Origin of the sequence: Sphingomonas oligophenolica (assembly GCF_039522915.1) — a bacterium.
GTDB lineage: Bacteria > Pseudomonadota > Alphaproteobacteria > Sphingomonadales > Sphingomonadaceae > Sphingomonas > Sphingomonas oligophenolica.
Window position 1 is genome coordinate 16,043 of sequence record NZ_BAAAEH010000028.1, and the last position, 16,561, is coordinate 32,603.

General features: G+C 67.7%; 15 protein-coding genes. 12 read left to right on the forward strand and 3 right to left on the reverse strand.

Translation table 11 applies throughout. From position 1 onward, the window contains the following. Positions 1–137 precede the first annotated feature (137 nt). The 8 genes from ABD050_RS13810 to ABD050_RS13845 all read left to right on the forward strand — a co-directional run bounded on the left by ABD050_RS13810 (position 138) and on the right by ABD050_RS13845 (position 9,968). Positions 138–1,184: an efflux RND transporter periplasmic adaptor subunit gene (locus ABD050_RS13810; RefSeq protein WP_343889971.1), complete on the forward strand. Its 1,047-nt coding sequence runs from the start codon at positions 138–140 to the stop codon at positions 1,182–1,184. After that, positions 1,181–2,431 (forward strand): ABC transporter permease, encoded by a 1,251-nt coding sequence (locus ABD050_RS13815; protein WP_343889972.1) that lies wholly within the window; start codon positions 1,181–1,183, stop codon positions 2,429–2,431. The genes ABD050_RS13810 and ABD050_RS13815 overlap by 4 nt, the downstream gene beginning before the upstream one ends. Further along, complete coding sequence (locus ABD050_RS13820) at positions 2,428–3,141, forward strand: ABC transporter ATP-binding protein (protein WP_343889973.1); 714 nt, start codon at positions 2,428–2,430, stop codon at positions 3,139–3,141. The genes ABD050_RS13815 and ABD050_RS13820 overlap by 4 nt, the downstream gene beginning before the upstream one ends. A 95-nt stretch (positions 3,142–3,236) precedes the next feature. Next, positions 3,237–3,962: a DUF6629 family protein gene (locus ABD050_RS13825; RefSeq protein WP_343889974.1), complete on the forward strand. Its 726-nt coding sequence runs from the start codon at positions 3,237–3,239 to the stop codon at positions 3,960–3,962. 174 nt (positions 3,963–4,136) lie between these two features. Then, the gene (locus ABD050_RS13830; protein ID WP_343889975.1) at positions 4,137–5,309 is read left to right on the forward strand and encodes an FAS1-like dehydratase domain-containing protein; all 1,173 of its coding nucleotides are present in this window, start codon (positions 4,137–4,139) and stop codon (positions 5,307–5,309) included. A 241-nt stretch (positions 5,310–5,550) separates the two neighbouring features. Then, positions 5,551–6,219 (forward strand): hypothetical protein, encoded by a 669-nt coding sequence (locus ABD050_RS13835; RefSeq protein WP_343889976.1) that lies wholly within the window; start codon positions 5,551–5,553, stop codon positions 6,217–6,219. Between the two features lie 123 nt (positions 6,220–6,342). Continuing rightward, positions 6,343–7,827, forward strand: a complete 1,485-nt coding sequence (locus tag ABD050_RS13840; RefSeq protein ID WP_343889977.1) for a DUF4403 family protein — start codon at positions 6,343–6,345, stop codon at positions 7,825–7,827. Positions 7,828–8,015: 188 nt separating this feature from the next. Further along, on the forward strand, positions 8,016–9,968 hold the full coding sequence (locus ABD050_RS13845) for a sialate O-acetylesterase (RefSeq protein WP_343889978.1): 1,953 nt from the start codon (positions 8,016–8,018) through the stop codon (positions 9,966–9,968). A gap of 253 nt (positions 9,969–10,221) precedes the next feature. On the opposite strand, the gene ABD050_RS13850 is transcribed toward ABD050_RS13845, so the two are convergent. Beyond that, complete coding sequence (locus ABD050_RS13850) at positions 10,222–10,440, reverse strand: hypothetical protein (protein ID WP_343889979.1); 219 nt, start codon at positions 10,438–10,440, stop codon at positions 10,222–10,224. Between the two features lie 195 nt (positions 10,441–10,635). Between ABD050_RS13850 and ABD050_RS13855 the strand changes: the two genes are divergently transcribed. The 4 genes from ABD050_RS13855 (at position 10,636) to ABD050_RS13870 (ending at position 15,097) form a co-directional block, all read left to right on the forward strand. Continuing rightward, positions 10,636–11,742 (forward strand): AI-2E family transporter, encoded by a 1,107-nt coding sequence (locus tag ABD050_RS13855; RefSeq protein WP_343889980.1) that lies wholly within the window; start codon positions 10,636–10,638, stop codon positions 11,740–11,742. Beyond that, entirely contained in the window at positions 11,739–12,788 is a 1,050-nt protein-coding gene (locus tag ABD050_RS13860; protein WP_343889981.1) for an oxidoreductase, read from the forward strand. Before ABD050_RS13855 ends, ABD050_RS13860 begins: the two co-directional genes overlap by 4 nt. 183 nt (positions 12,789–12,971) lie before the next feature. Beyond that, positions 12,972–14,672, forward strand: a complete 1,701-nt coding sequence (locus ABD050_RS13865; protein WP_343889983.1) for an ankyrin repeat domain-containing protein — start codon at positions 12,972–12,974, stop codon at positions 14,670–14,672. Continuing rightward, positions 14,669–15,097 carry a DUF5990 family protein gene (locus tag ABD050_RS13870; protein WP_343889984.1) on the forward strand — a complete coding sequence of 143 codons (429 nt, stop codon included), beginning with the start codon at positions 14,669–14,671 and terminating at the stop codon, positions 15,095–15,097. The genes ABD050_RS13865 and ABD050_RS13870 overlap by 4 nt, the downstream gene beginning before the upstream one ends. A 12-nt stretch (positions 15,098–15,109) precedes the next feature. Here ABD050_RS13870 and ABD050_RS13875 read toward each other — a convergent pair whose 3' ends face one another. Next, a complete protein-coding gene (locus tag ABD050_RS13875) occupies positions 15,110–15,709 on the reverse strand; it encodes an MEKHLA domain-containing protein (RefSeq protein ID WP_343889985.1) in 600 nt (199 codons plus the stop codon). An 83-nt stretch (positions 15,710–15,792) separates the two neighbouring features. Continuing rightward, the gene (locus ABD050_RS13880) at positions 15,793–16,524 is read right to left on the reverse strand and encodes a carbonic anhydrase (RefSeq protein ID WP_343889986.1); all 732 of its coding nucleotides are present in this window, start codon (positions 16,522–16,524) and stop codon (positions 15,793–15,795) included. Positions 16,525–16,561: the final 37 nt, after the last annotated feature.

The window sequence follows — 16,561 nt, forward strand, 5'->3', positions numbered from 1 at the left end:
GCCGCGCGGCACAGCGGTCTTGTCGTCAAGGCCAATGGCGTGTCGAAATGCCGTCTACAGCCAGACGAGGGAGCCGGTAATCGTCTACGTAGCATCCCCAAGCGCCGCACTTTCCTTCCCCAGCTAGTGCCGACCGCATGAAAAGGGCCCGATTCTGGCTGATCGCTCTGCTCGTCCTTGCGGCGGCGGCCGGTGGCTATTTCTTCTGGCGCGGCCAGCCCCGTGCCGTCACCACCGCGGCGGCGCGGATCGGGCCTGCGGTTCAGCTCGTCTACGCGACCGGCTTCGTCGAGGCCGAGCAGCCCGTCTCGGTTTCGGCGCGACTCACTGCTCCCGTGGCGCAGGTGCTCGTGAGGGAGGGGGACCGGGTCCGGCGCGGCGAGGCTTTGGTGCTGCTCGACGACGAGGACCAGCGCAGCCTGCTCGCCCAGGCCGCCGCGCAGAGCCTTGGCGCAAGGCTCGCCGAGCAGCGCACGCTCGCGCTCTACGCGAAGGGCTGGGTGACCCGCGCCGCGCGCGACAGCGCGGTCGCTACCGCCGATGCAGCCCGCGCGGCAGAGGCGACGGCCCGTGCCCATGTCGGCCAGGCGGTGGTCCGCGCCGGGATCGACGGCGTGGTGCTGCGCCGCGATGTCGAGAATGGCGATCTCGCTGTCCCGAGCCGCGTGCTGATGCTGCTCGGCGACCCGGCCCGAGTCCGCGTCACCGCGACGGTAGACGAGCGCGACGTGCCCGGCGTCCATGTCGGCCAGACGGCCCTGCTGTCGAGCGACGCCTGGCCCGGCCGCATCCTCCGCGGCCATGTCAGCGTGCTGACCCCGGGCGGAGACCCCAACCAGCGCGCTTTTCGCGCCCGGCTGCTGCTCGATGACGCGCCCACCATGCCGGTCGGGATGACGCTCGAGGTCAACATCGTCACCCGCCGGGTCGACCATGCCGTGCTCGTCCCGGCGACCGCGCTCGCCGGCGACCATGTCTGGGTGCTCGACCAGGGCAGGGCGGTCAGCCGCCGGGTGCGGACCGGAATCGTCGGCACTGAGGAGGCACAGATCGAAACCGGCGTGCGGGCCGGCGAAACGCTAATCGTCACCCCGCCCGCCGATCTCCGCGCCGGCGAGCGCGTGGCGCCGGGCCCACCCGTCGCGGCGGCGCCGCGCGGGCCCCCGGCGATGGGCGCGAAATGATCGAGGGGCGGCTCGCGCTGCTGCTCGGCATCGCGGTCAAGCATCTCTCGCGCCGCCGCCGCCAGACCCTGGTCGCGGTCAGCGGGGTTGCGGTCGGGGTCGGCTTTTTCCTCGCCGTCTCGGCGCTGATGATCGGCAGTCAGGCCGATTTCATCGAGCGGCTGATCAACGCGGCGCCGCACATCATCGTATCGGACGAGCTGCGCAGCCCCGCCCCCCAGGCCGGGCCGCGCGCCTTTCCCGGCGCGGCGGTGAGCCTGCACGGCTACAAGGTGCGCAACGAGGTGCGCGGGCTGAAGGGCTGGCCGGCGATCCTCGCCGCGGCCGACGCCGTGCCCGGGGCGATCGCCTCGCCGAGCCTGACCGGCGCCGTCACGCTGCGCCTCGGCGGGCGCGAGGAGGCGCTGGGCATCATCGGCATCGAGCCCGATATCGAGACGAAAGTCAGCACGATCGAAACCAATCTGCGCACCGGCCGGCTGCACGATCTCCAGACGGTGCAGGGCGGGGTGATCATCGGCGAGGAGCTCGCGCGGCGGCTCGGTGTCGGGATGGGCGATATCGTCGCCGCCACTTCCTCCGGCGGCACGCGCTCGCTGCGCATCGTCGGGCTGTTCAAGCGCGGCCAGAGCCAGCTGGGTGCGTCCTCGGGCTATGTGCTGCTGCGCGAGGCGCAGTCGATGCTCGGCCGCCCCTTCATCATCAACCGTATCGGCATTCGCGTGGCCGATCCTTACCAGGCTCAGGCGGTGGCGGCGCAGCTCGAAGCGCGGTTCGGCTACAAGGCCGAAAGCTGGCAGGAGCGCTCGGCCGACCTGCTCTCGCTGATCCTGGTGCGCGACGTCATCATGTACACCGTCGTCTCGGCGATCCTGCTGGTTGCGAGCTTCGGCATCTACACCGTCGTCTCGAACAGCGTTGCCGACAAGCGCCGCGACATCGCGATCATGCGCTCGATCGGTTTCTCGCAGCTCGACCTGCAGCTCGTCTTCGTCGCCGAGGGCATCATCCTCTCGCTGGCCGGGGTGCTGCTCGGCTGGATGCTCGGCTATGGGCTGATGGGTATCCTCGGCACGCTCAACTTTCCGGTCAACGGCGACGACTACCGGATCCCGCTCGATCGCGGCGCGCGGCAATATGCGCTCGCCGCCGCCGCCTCCCTGTTCGCCGGCGTGGTCGCTGCGTGGCTGCCGGCGCGCAAGGCGGCGATGGTCGATCCGGTCGATATTCTCAGGGGCGCGGCATGAGCCTGCTCGAAGCGCGCGATCTTGGCCGGGTGCTGCCCGGCGATCCGCCGGCGACGCTGGTGACGGGGGCGAACCTCGCGATCGAGCCGGGCAGCTTCACGACGATTGTCGGGCCATCGGGCTGCGGCAAATCGTCAATGCTCTATCTGCTCGGGCTGATCGACCGGCCGACCAGCGGCGCCGTGCTTCTCGACGGAGAGGATGTCGGCCGACTCGACGGCGATGCCCGCGCGCGAATCAGGCTCGAGCGCTTCGGCTTCGTCTTCCAGTTCCACTTCCTGCTGCCCGAATTCTCGGCGCTCGAGAATGTCATGCTGCCGATGCGCCGGCTGGGCCGTCTGGGCATCGCCGCCGCCGAGGCGCGCGGGCGGGCGCTGCTCGCCGATGCCGGGCTCGCCGGCAAGGAGGACAAGACGCCCGACCGGCTCTCGGGCGGCGAGCGGCAGCGCGTCGCGATCGCGCGCGCGCTGGCCAATGATCCGGCGCTGATCCTCGGCGACGAGCCGACCGGCAATCTCGACAGCCACAACAGCGTCCGCGTCGTCGAGACCTTCCGCGCGCTGGCGCACGACCAGGGCAGGGCAGTGGTGTGCGTCACCCACGACCTGTCGATCGCTGCGGCCGCCGATGTCCGCATCTCGATGCTCGACGGCCGGGTGGTCGGGGTCGAGCAGGGCGGGTCGCGGATGGCTGATCCGACGCGTCCCTGAAGGCCCGAAAGACCGGCGCTTTGCAGCAAGGCTGCTGGCTATCCGGCAGGAAGCACTGCACAAGGCATTTCCCTCCTTGGCCGAAAGACCGTTCCATGTGCTTTTCGGCCACTGCAAGCTTCGTCGCCGCCGGCGTTCTCGGAACGATCGGCGTGGCGACGCTTCGCCATGTCCGCGAGCCTCGCTCGTTGCTGTTCGCCTCGGTCCCGATGCTGTTCGCCTTCCACCAATTCTCCGAAGGCATGGTCTGGCTCGGCCTGGATGGACGGATCGGCAAGATCGCGCTTGATCATGTCGCCTTCCTGTTCACGCTCTACGCCCAGGGGATCCTGCCCTTTCTGATGCCGCTCGCGGTGCTGCTGATGGAACCGCCCGGCTGGCGCCGCGGCGCCATCCTCGGCCTGACCGGCATCGGCGCCCTGGTGTGCCTGTGGGATGTCACCGGACTGATCTTCTATCCGAGCCAGGCCTTTATCGAGCATCATTCGATCGCCTACCGAAATCCGCTGACCAGCAGCTTCGCGGTATCCTTGCTCTATATCCTCGCGACCTGCGGCGCGCTGATCCTGTCGACGCACCGCGTGGTCAGGACCTATGGCGTGCTCAACATCGTCGCACTGTCGATCGTCGAGCTCGTCAAGGGATATGCCTTTGCCTCGGTCTGGTGCTTCTACGCCGCGGTCATGAGCGCCATGATCTACTGGCAGTTCAGCAGCCGGAATATCGATGTCGCGACACCCAATGGTGCGTCCCCGATCCGCAGGCCGCATCTGCTTCCCTGGCTGCGTTGGCATCGGGAGCGCATCGGGAACCGGGCCTGACGTTCCCTGCGGTGTTCAGCGCTTCGATGCGGATCTCCCTTGTCCAAATCGGTCAAGCAATTCGGCCGCGGACTCTCTAGCGCTTGCCTCGGATCGCCTCGCAGCGATGCGCACCCTTTCCGCGCGAACTGCCTGCAAAAGGCGGTCGCGCCGGGAATTCGAGAGGAATCATCCGTGTCCAAGCCAATCCTCGACTGTTCCGATCTCGATCGCTTCATGGGCGTGCCGATTGATCCCGGCCGGATGGTCGAGCCGATCGCCAACAATGATATACGCCGCTGGGTTCAGGCGATGCACTATCCCAATCGGATCCATTACGATGCCGGCTTCGCCGCGCAGAGCCGCTGGGGCCAGCTGATCGCGCCGCAGAGTTTTGCCGTGACGATGGACTGCGCGCACGGCTCGGCGCCCTCCTGCATCGGCGGCATCCCCAATTCTCACATGCTGTTCGGCGGCGACGAATGGTGGTTCTACGGCCCGCGCATGAAGGCGGGCGATCGCATCCTCAACGAGCGCATCCCGTTCGATTACACGATCAAGGAAACCAAGTTCGCGGGCCCGACCTGCTTCCAGCGCGGCGACAATTTCTATTACAACCAGGATGGCGAACTGATCGCCAAGCAGCGCTCGACCTCGATCCGCTACAGCCAGGAAGCCGGCAAGGACAATGTGCCGACCGAGGGCTTCGAGGATCCGATCTGGACCGACGACGAGCTGGAGGCGCTCGAGGAGCGCAAGATGCAGTGGATCCAGATGCTGCATGATCTCGGCCACAATCGCCGCTGGTGGGATGACGTTGTGGTCGGCGCGGCGCTGCCCGAGCGTGTGTTCGGCCCGCACTCGATCGTTTCGTTCACCACTGAATGGCGGGCCTATACCTTCACGCAATGGGGCGGCACGCATCGCCGGGGCGACCTCGACATGGAGGCGCTCGGCTTCGTCAAGGAAATGGCCGGGCACGAAAATGATCCGGTGATGGAGGCTATCAACCCCGAATTGACTGACGGCGCCTATATCGGCCCGTCGCGCGGGCATTTGTTTCCGCGCTGGGCGCGTTTCATCGGCATGCCGCGCGGTTACGGCTATGGTGCGTCGATGGGGGCGTGGATCACCGATTATTTCGCCGGCTGGGCAGGGGAGTGGGGCATGGTCCGCCATTCCGCCGCCAATTATCGCAGCCCGGCGCTGACCGGCGACATCACCATCACCACCGGCAGCATCCTCGACAAGTTCATCGATGAGAATGGCCGGCACATGGTGCAGGTCGAATGCAGGATGGCGAACCAGCTCGGTGCAGTGCTCGCAACGGCGAAGGGCGAGATCGAATTGCCGAAACGACCCGACTGAGGGACACTCAACCCATGATCGCCTGCAATCCTGTGGCGGGCGCAGCCTTGCTTCCCGGCGCCGCGCAAGGAGAAAACGCCTGCGCCCCGGGTCGATTCCGACTGAAACCTACAATTAAGCCGCTCCGGCATAAGATCATTTAAGCCGCTCCGGCATAAGATCATTGCGACCTCCGGGCACGATGCCTGCCCGATTGTCGCGTGCGCTGGACAGGCAAGGGAATTTCCCGAAGGATTTCAGAGTGGCTGACCTGCCCGTGGACCATCAATCTGCCGATCCCCCGCTCGGGGCCGAAATGCGGCCGCGCGCGCCCAGGAAGAACCTCCTGCTGTCCGCGAGCATCGAAGCCTGCGGTCTCAAGGCTCCCGTGCGAATCCGCAACCTGTCGGAAGGCGGCGCGATGATCGACGGCACGGTTCTTCCAGGAGTCGGAACGCCGCTGATCCTGCGCCGCATGGAACTCGAGATCGGCGGGAAGACCGTCTGGCAAGCCGATGGGCGGTGCGGCATCAAGTTCGACGGGACGACCATGATCGACGAATGGGTCACGGGCGTCCGCCGCCCTCTCATGGGCCAGGCACGCGTCGATGCCATCCAGGCCGCCATTCGGAACGGGGACTCGTTGCCATTGCCCGACGGCCCCGCTGCCGGCGCACCGGTCGATGCCGGCGTGCTGGAGAGCCGGATAGCCGAAGAACTGGGCTATGTCGGGCGCCTGCTGGAGTCGGTCGGCGACGACCTGACCGACGATCCGATCATCCTTCAGCGGCACGATCGCGCGCTTCAGAAGTTCGACGCCGCGTGCCAGATCGTGGCGCATCTCGGCGCGATCATCGCTGCCGGGGACCGCGTCGCCGCCGTGAACGCAGTGACCATGGAAGAAATGCGGGCGCGGCTCCTTCGTAAATAACCCGCGCGGGCAATCAGGCGATCGAAGGCGGCATGATTGACCATCGGAAACGCGAGGCGGAAGCATAGCGGAACTTCGACGTCACCTTATGGTTGGTGCGGACCAATGAACCGGCGCCCCCCCTTGATCGATAAATCCGGGTCGTTGCGGGCGATCGCCTTCCTCGTCGGCACCCCGCTGCTCGCGTCCTGCAGCCATGATTCAGGCAATCCGGCGCCGCCGCGCGTCGAGACCGCGGCCGAGCTGCCGCGGCGCAGTTCGACGATCACTGTCCCCGTCTCGGCGCGGCTTGCCGATCTCGAAGACGGCATCAACCGGCGCACCCCCAGGATCCTGTGGCGGATCGATAAGCGCGCGCAGCTTTGCGTGCCGCCCAGGCGCGTGAAGCTGTTCCGCAAGCGACTGAAGGTCACGCCTGCCCTGCACTGCGACATCGCCGGCGAAGTGACGCGTGGCCGGATCACGCTGAGCGGCAGCGGCGCGACCCTGCTCGTCACCATGCCGATCAACGCGACGATCAGCGCTGCGCATATCGGCGGCATCATCAGCAAGGAAACCGCGACCGGCGCCGCAATCATCCGCGCCTCGGCCAGGCTCGCGGTCGACGGCAATTGGTCGCCCACCGCAAGGGTCGCCATCGCCTATGACTGGACCGATCCGCCGGGGATCGATTTCCTCGGCCAGCGTATCCGCTTTGCCGAAAAGGCCGACAGCAAGCTGCAGGGAGTCATTGCGCGGCTGCAGCGCGACCTGCCCAGGGAGCTCGACAGGCTTCGCCTGCACGACCAGCTCGATGGGCTGTGGCGTCAGGGTTTCACCTCGATCATGCTCAACCGCGAGCGGCCACCGGTCTGGATGCGGATCACGCCGCGCTCACTCGGCTTCGGCGGCTACCGGATCGCGGGAGGCCGGCTCGAAATGGACCTCGCCGCCGAGGCGTTGACCGAGACCTTCGTCGGCAACCGCCCGTCCGATCCGGTCCCGACGCCCTTGCCGCCGCCATCGCGGCAGCTCGGGGAGCGCGGCCTGCGTTTCTTCATTCCAGTGCTGGCCGATTATGCCGAGCTCGAGCCGGTGGTCGAGCGCACGTTGGCCAAGCTGGCGAAGAAGCAGATCGTGCTGGCCGGCATCGGGCCGGTCGATGCGACCTTCGGCAAGGTAACGATCTATGCGACCGAGCATGGCCGGCTGGCGGTCGGCATCCATGCGACGGTCAAGTCCCGCAATGTCTCGCTGGTCGCGGCCAAAGGCGAGGTCTGGCTGTCGGCCATCCCCTTCAACGGCCCCAATTCTCAGTTCGTCCAGGTCAGGGACCTGCAGATCGCGGCGCATACCGACAGCACCGGCGTCAACCTGCTCTTCTCGCTGTTCGAGAACGGCTCGGTGCGCGACGGAATCCGCGGCGCGCTCGCGCATGATTTCGTCGGCGATTACCAGAAGGTGCTGACCGCGGCGCGGGGCGCGATCTCGGTCAGGCGGCAAGGCGATTTCGTGCTTTCAGCCAATGTCGCGAGCGTCGAGCACGGACCGATCCAGGTGACCGGGAAGGGCCTGTTCATGCCCGTGGAAGCGCAGGGGGAGGCGCGGATTCAATATCGGCCGCGCTGAGCCGCCCCCTCGCCTGTGGTGAGCGCAACGCCGGCAGCGAGCGCGACGGCGCGCAAAAAACGCCATTGAGATGATGCTGTTCCGTCCCGCACGCCCGCGCTGCCTGCCTCCCTTTCTGGACAAACCGGGCAAAAGCTGCTCTCCATATATCCTATACGATCTGTTCGAAACGGACCGGGGGGATGAGCATGAAAAACGGGCTAGCCGCCATATTCTGTCTCGCCGCGTCGCTCTGCGCGATGCCGGCTTGCGCCGCTGAAGCCCCTTTGCTCCATCCGATGTTCCAGGATCATGCCGTCCTGCAGCGCGGCACGCCGATCCCCGTCTATGGCAGCGCGGCAGCGGGCACTGCCGTCACTGTGACGCTCGGCGATGCGCGCGTGACGGCCAAAGCGGACAAGGACGGTCATTGGCATGCGTCGCTTCCCGCCATGCCGGCGGGTGGGCCTTACATCCTCGAGGCGCACGCCCGATCCGGGTTTGATCAGCGGGTCGAGGATGTGCTGGTCGGCGATGTCTTCCTGTGCGCCGGTCAGTCCAACATGCAGCTCAGCGTTCGCGCCGCCGGCAATGCGCAGGTCGAGATGCGCGCCGCGACTGACGGGCAGATTCGCCAGCTTCTGGTCGCGACGAAGGAGAGCGTGACGCCGCTCGACAGCTTCGCGACGCCAGTCTCCTGGACGGTGGCGTCGCCCGACACGGTCGGGAATTTCTCCGCGAGCTGCTTCTACTTCGCCCGCGAGATCAGGAAGACCGCCGGCGTGCCGGTCGGCATGGTCGTCTCGGCCTGGGGCGGCAGCCGCGTGCGGGACTGGGTCAGCGAGCCGGGCCTCGGCGCGCTCGGCCTCTATGATGACGATCTCGCGATGCTCCGCCTTTTCCGCAGCGATCCGGATGCGGCGCAGCGCCGCTGGGACGGGACCTGGGAGGCGTGGTGGCGCGCGAATGGCGCGGCAAAGGCAAGAGGCAATCCGTGGGAGCCCGCCTATCCGGTCGCCGACTGGGCGACGGCGCCCGCTGGCCTCGGCGCCTGGGCGTTGTGGACGGGCGGATCGCCCGACGGCTTTGTCGGGCAGATGTGGCTGCGCACCAGCGTGACCTTGACCGCCACGCAGGCCGCGCAGGCCGCGATCCTCGATCTCGGCGCGGTCAATGAGGAGGATGAGAGCTGGATCAACGGCCACGGCGTCGGCGGCACCTCCTGGTCGAGACAGGCGCAGCACCGCGTGCCCGCCGGGGTGCTCCACGCCGGCGAGAATGTCATCATCACCAACATCTTCTGCAGCTGGCGCAATTGCGGGATGAGCGGCCCGGCAGACACCCGCGCCATCCGGCTGGCCGACGGCAGCGCGGTGCTGCTTGCCGGGCCGTGGCGGTACGCGCCCGTCGCCGACACGCTGATCGCGCCGCAACTCCCCTGGGGCCCGACTCACGGCGTCGCGATGACCTATAACGGCATGATCGCGCCGATCGGCCCTTACGCCTTCAAGGCCGCCATCTGGTACCAGGGCGAATCCGACATGTATTTCAGCGGCCGCTACCAGGCGACGATGGCGGCGCTGATGGCTGACTGGCGCCGCGTGTTCGGCGCCGGCCTGCCGTTCCTGATCGTCGAGCTTCCCGACTATGGTTCACGCCCGACCGCGCCGGCTGAATCGCTCTGGTCGAACATACGCGAGGCGCAGCGCCGCGCCGCGCTCGCCGATCCGCACGCCGCCTATATCGTGACGGTCGATATCGGCGATCCCGGCAACCTGCACCCAAGCAACAAGCAGGAGGTCGGCCGCCGCCTCGCGATCGCCGCGCGGCGGGTCGTCTATGGCGGCACCGATCCGGCCGCGGGCGCGGTGCCGGGCACGGCGCGGCGCGCCCCATCCGGCATTGTCGTGTCCTTTGCCGGCGTCACCGGAGCGCTTGCTGCCTATAATGGCGATCCCAACGCCTTCGAGCTGTGCGGCCCGGCCGATGGATCGTGCCGCTACGCCGCCGCGCGGATCGACGGGGATAATGTGCTCGTCACCGGCCCTGATGCAGCCGGCGCGAGCCGGGTCCGCTTCTGCTGGGGCGACAGCCCGCTGTGCACACTGACCGACGCCTCGGGGCTGCCGGTGACGCCGTTCGAGCTGCCGATCGGCGGTTGAACGCGCAAAGGCGCGGCACCGCCATCAGGTGACGGCGCGCGGATGGCCGGGGGAGAGAGGGGTGATTACCTTGCTGCCTGGATCCGTCACGCCGCCCCCAGTCCTCATGCGGACGACGTAGGCGCCACCAAGGACAAACAGCAAGGCGAGGATCAGCAACGCCCATCGGTAGAGAGGAGACATGGTTCATTCTCGGGTTTCAGGAACGGGGCCGGGTCCCCGGCCGGGGTTAAAAGCGGATTTTGCCTCCGATTCAAGCCTTCGCGACGAGCGCGTCGGGAGCGGGCACATGCGGGGGCAAGGATCGGGGCGATCCCGTCAGGCTGCTGATCGGGCCGCTGCCGGGCAGGTGCTTGGAGCTCCCGGGCGTCTTGGTGAAGACGCCGCTTTGCGGGTTGTCCGGTTCGTCGCCCCCGGATTTCAGGGAGGCGGCATATCCGCCCGCCAGCACGAACAGGAGCGCCGCGATCAATATCGTCCATCGAAAAAAAGGGCGCATGCTTCACCGTGGCTGGGTTCAGGGACAGAAGCTTTCTTACCGGGCGCGACGCTTGAGGTCCAACCCTTGCGGAAGATCGGGGAGAAGAGAAATCGCGGAAACAGGATGCGGGTTGATCGGGCCCGCAACTCGGCTGGCAAACGCCGCCGGCCCTGCTAGACCCCCGATATGAACCTGCCACAGACCCAGCCCGACCCGGCATCTCCGCCTGAGAAAGGCCAAAGCATCGCCCGGATCATCCTCGCCTCTGCGCTCGGCCTGCTCGGATTGTGGGTCATCCTCAGCTTCCTGCCGGCGCTTGTCTGGGCGGTGATCATCGCGATCGCGCTCGATCCGCTCTATTTGCGTCTGCGGGCAGGGTATCCGGGCCGCACCGGCCGGATGCTGGTGCCGCTCGCCATCACCCTGCTCGTGGCGCTGGTGGTGCTGATTCCGATCGCCATCGGCATCGCCCAGGCCGCGCGCGAAGCGCATGAAGTGGCGTCATGGATTGCCGCCGCGCGCGCCAATGGCGTCGCGCCGCCCGCCTGGCTCGATCACCTGCCGATCGCCAGCGAAACCATGAAGCATTGGTGGCAGGAAAATCTCGCCACGCCGGAAAGCGCGACCCGGCAGATCAGCCATCTCAGCGGCGCCGCCTGGAACGATCGCTCGAGGCTGATCGGCAGCGGCGTCATCCACCGCGTGGTGATCTTCAGCTTCACCCTGATCACGCTGTTCTTCCTGCTGCGCGACCGCGACACGATCGTCGCCCAGGCCCAGCGCGCCGGCGATCGGATGTTCGGCCCGGCAGGGGAGCGGATCGGCGTCCAGGCGATCCGTTCGGTGCGCGGCACGATCGACGGGCTGGTGCTGGTCGGCATCGGCGAGGGTGCAGTGATGGCGGTAGTCTATGTCATGCTCGGCGTGCCGCATCCGCTGCTGCTCGGCGCGCTGACCGCGGTGGCGGCCATGATCCCGTTCGGTGCCGCCCTTCTGTTCGCGGTCGCCGCCCTGCTGCTGCTCGGCCAGGATGCGGTCGGCAGTGCCATTGCCGTGGTGGCGATCGGCCTTGCAGTGGTCGGCATCGCCGATCATTTCATCCGTCCGGTGCTGATCGGCGGCGCGACCCGGCTGCCCTTTATCTGGGTGCTGATCGGCATTTTGGGCGGGGTCGAAACGCTTGGCCTGCTCGGCCTGTTCGTCGGTCCGGCGACGATGGCGGTGCTCATCATGATGTGGCGCGAATATGTCGACCATGGCGACGGCGCCGACATGATCGCGGCCGAGCCATGACGGCCGCGGCGAGCCCGATCAACACAGGGGTGATCGGCTATGGCCTGGCCGGCGCGAGCTTCCACGCGCCGCTGATCGCCGCGGTCGACCGGCTCGAGCTGGCGGCAATCGTCACCTCGCGCGCAGACGAGGTCGCGCGGGATCATCCGGGTGTCGCGGTGGTGGCCAGTGCCGAGGCGCTGATCGCCGATCCGTCGATCGGCCTGGTGGTGATCGCAACGCCGAACCATCTCCACGTGCCGCTCGCCCGCGCGGCGCTCGAGGCGGGCAAGCATGTCGTGGTCGACAAGCCCTTCGCGGTCGACCCGACCGATGGCGAGGCGCTGATCGCCCTGGCGCGGACGCGCGGCCTGATGCTGTCGGTTTTCCACAACCGGCGCTGGGACAGCGATTTCCTGACCGTGCGCGGCGTACTGGACAGCGGCGCGCTGGGCGAGGTGATGCTCGCCGAGCTGCGCTGGGACCGTTTCCGCCCCGCGATCAAGGGGGGTTGGCGCGAGGCGAGCGTCGAGGAGGGCGGCGGCATGCTTGCCGATCTCGGCCCGCATCTGATCGATCAGGCGCTGGCCCTGTTCGGCAAACCCGAAGCGCTCTCCGCCGATCTCGCAGCCCAACGCCCGGGTGTCATGGTCGACGATTATTTCGAGCTTACCCTGTTCTACGGCGCGCGCCGGGTGATCCTCTCGGGCTCGACCCTGGTCGCGTCGGCGCGCCCGCGTTTCGCGCTGCACGGCGCTGCGGGCAGCTTCGTCAAATATGGCCTCGACCCCCAGGAATCCTTTCTCCGCGCCGGCGCCAATGCCGGCGATACCGGCTATGGCGAGGAACCGATCGAGACCTTCGGCACGCTCACCTTCGGCGACGGCCGGACGGAAGGGATCGTCTCGGCGCGGGGCGACTGGCGCCTTTATTATGAGGGCATGGCTGACGCCATCCTCGACGGCGCGCCGCCGCCGGTCGAACCCGCCGACGCGCTCGCCGGCCTCGAATTGATCGCGCTGGCCCGCAGGAGCGCCGCCGAGGGGCGGAGGATGGCGATCGACTGAGAGCGGCCGCGCGGCCGATTGACAGAAACAGGCACATTTGAGAGATGTCGGCCTAGTGCGCTCTGGGGCGCCACCCGTCCGCGGCAAGGGGGATTGCCCCCACCCATCCGGTATCGGATACCATCCGTCACCTTCTTCCGGCCTGTCTAAGCGGACGCCAGGCGAACCACGGAAGGAAGGACTATGCGCCGCACGGTCGCTCGAGGCACCAATATCGATACCCTGCGCAAGGATGCGAAGCGCTGGCTCAAGGCGATTCGCGGCGGCGATGCCGCGGCGCTCGCCAGGCTGCGCGATGCGTGGCCGAAGGCGCCCGCCGCGCCTGCGCTGCGCGACATTCAGCATGCCATCGCTCTTGAATTCGGCCTGACTGGGTGGATGTCGCTCAAACAGGCGATCGCCGATCGCGATGATGCAGCACGCAGCCCCGATGATCTCGCCGGCGTGCTGCTGCGCGCCGCCTGGGATGGCGGCGACCCATCCGCCGCCGCGCGCATCGCGCTCCGCCATCCGGAACTCGCGCGCCACAGCCTCCACAACGCTGTCGTCTATGGCGATCTCGCCGAGGCACGGCGGCGGCTCGCGGCCGATCCCGGTGCCGCCACCGCGAAGCGTGGGTCGCTCGACTGGGAACCGCTGCAGTATCTTGCCTATAGCCGGCTGCCGCTGCCCGCAGTCGCCGACACGGCGCGCGACCTTGCCGGCCTGTTGCTCGATCACGGCGCTGATCCGAACGCTGCGTTCGATGACGGCTGGGGCAATATGTTCTCGGTGCTGACCGGGGTGATCGGCCTCGGCGAGGGAATTCGCCCGCCGCACCCGCGCGCACCCGACCTCGCCGCCCTTCTCGTCGATCGCGGCGCCGACCCGTTTGACCCCCAGGCGCTCTACAATGATTCGATCGTCGGCGACGACACGCGCTGGCTTGATTTCCTGTGGCGACGCTCGGTCGAGCGCGGCGCCGAAGGGCGCTGGACCAGCCTCGAGGAGAAATCGCTCGGCGGCGGGCGAATGAGCGCGGTCGACTATCTGCTCGGCAACGCAGTGAGCCACGACCATCTCGCCCGTGCCGAATGGCTGTTGCGGCACGGCGGCAACCCTGGCGGGCGCAACAGCTACAGCAAGCAGCCGCATCATGTGATCGCACAGCTCCATGGGTTCACCGAAATGGCGAGCCTGCTTGAGCGCCACGGCGCCGATCCAGCCCGGCTGACCGGTCAACCCGCCTTTCTCGCTGCCTGCATGCAGCGGGACGAAGCCGGGGCGCGGCGGCTTGCCGCGGCCAATCCCGGCTGTCTCGATGACCCGGCCCCGCTCCTGCTCGGTGCCGCGCGCGACCGGCCTGATATCATCCACCTTGCCCTGGATCTCGGCATGCCGGTCGATCTTGAGGGGCCTAACGGGCAACGGGCGCTGCACAGTGCCGCCCATGCCGGTGCGCTCGCCGCGGCAGCAGCCCTGATCGCTGCCGGCGCCGATATCGATCGGCGCGGCGGCAACTACAACGCGACCCCGCTTGGTCACGGCGTCTTCTGGAAGAACCAGGCGATGATCGATCTCATTGCGCCACTCAGCCGGGATGTTCACGGCCTGACGGCCTCTGCCCGGCTCGATCGGTTGGGCGCGGTGCTCGCCGTCGAGCCCGCTCTGGCCAATGCGCTCGACCCGGCCGGCCGCACGCCCCTGCTCATGCTCCCCGACGACGAGGATGCAGCAGCGGACGCAGTGGCGATTCTGCTGGAACAGGGCGCCGATCCGCTGATCGCCGCGCCCGATGGCGAGACGCCCGAACAGGCGGCCAGCAGGCGCGGGCTGGACGAAGCCGCCGAGCTGATCAAGGAAGCGGTCGCATCGCAGCTGCAGCGCGAAAGGGGATTGTCATGACCGATCCAGGCACGGTGCGGCTCAGGCTGTTGCGCGACGACCCCCAGCCGCCGAGTCCGGACGGGAGTGCCTTCCGCTTCGGCCTCCAGGACAGGAACGGCCAGCTCCACGACGGCATACGCCGCGCCGACGGCATGATCGTCTTCGATCTTGATCTGCGCGTGGCGGAAGGCACCGATCCTGCCCGTCCGGTCTTCAGCGGGCCCTTTGCAAGCGGCGGTCGCGACGACCGCTTCATCTACCTTTCCTGGCAGCGGGTTGACGGCCGGAGCTATATCAACCGCATCAAGGTCCGGTTGGCCGATCTCGACTGGAGCCTGATCCATGCCGCCCGGGCGGGCGGCGGGGTGATCGAAGCCGATATGAGCGGCAGGGCGGCCGGCGGGGGACGGCGTCCGGTCGAGTGGCGCGTCGTCCACGCTTGACGAGTGACTGGCCTACACGCCTCCCGCCTCCGGCAGATCGATGGTGCGATCGAATGCCGCCGCCTGGCCGTGGATCGCCCCGCCTTCGTCGATCAGGTTCCAGACCGTCGCCCGCTCGATGCGAAAGCGGCGCCCGGTGGCGGAGATGCGGATACCGCTATAGTCGTCGATAAAGCGGTCCCGCGTTACCCGGTCGAGCAGTGCCTGGCGCTCCTCGCGCAGCATCGGTTCGGCCGACAGGCGCGACGGCATTTTAGTGAACGCCTCGAGCGTCATCTCGAAGCGTTCGAGCGCGAAGCGGTTGCCGAAGAAGAAGATCGGATCGGGCTCGATTCCATGCGCGATGATCGCGCGAGGTGCAGCCCAGAGCGCCTGGACCGGATCGCGGGCCGGCGGCACGAGCGGGCGTCCGGTCAGGCGCCGGTGGCTCGCGGCGATCAGCGCGAGCCGCGCTCGCATCGAAAGGGTGGTCAAGGACGAGGGCAGGGTGGTGGCCGACATGCGCCACGTCATAGCGGGGACGGGGCCGGCTGACCAACGGGCGGGCCCGATGCCGGCCCAGGCCGCCGGTACTTCCTTGGTCGCGGCATGATCGGCGCTGGTTCCGATCATTGGCAGCGCAATCCGCTTGTGCCGCGATGCCGCCCATCAGGTGGAAGTCGACCCGGAGAAAGGCGCGCCCTGGTATTTTCGCGTCAGTGGGGCCGAGCGGATGCATCCACCGGCAAATGTATGTCGGATGGTATGTCGACATAATGGACCGTGCCGGATCCGATATCATAGACCCCGCCAATGACCGCAAGCAGATGGTCCCGCTGCGGCGGGTACAGGATCGGCTGCTCGGGCGAGCGCAGCCGCGCCGTCACACTGCGGACATTCTGCACGATCGCATTGTCGAGCGGCTGGCCGCGCACGGCGTTCGCCGCGGGCAGGATCGGTTCGACCATCGGGCCGATGCTGCCGGGATAAGCGGTGTTGCTGTCGATAATGCTCTTCGCCGCCCTGACTGCCCCGCAATCGCTATGGCCCAGCACGACGATCAGCGGCACCCTGAGCACGGCGACCGAATATTCGATGCTGCCGAGCGACTGGCTCGACGCAGCGGTATTTCCCGCGTTGCGCACCACGAACAGCTCGCCGAAGCCGGTGCGGAAGATCAGTTCGGGCGGAACCCGGCTGTCCGAGCAGCAGACGATCGTCGCCCAGGGGTGCTGGTCGGCGGCGAGCTTGCCCAGCCCGGCGACATTCAAGGCGGGCGCCGTCGCGCCGGCGGCGAACTTGCGATTGCCCTCGACCAATGAAGCGAGTGCCTGCTCAGTCGTGACGTTGGTTCCGGGCGTGTCGTCCGCCCAGGCGCGCAACGGCAGCAATGTCGACAAGGCGAGCCCGGCCGAGGCCTGGATCAGCGACCTTCTGGTGATCTCCATGATTGCCTCCCGGTTTCGATGCGGCTCCGCAATAAAC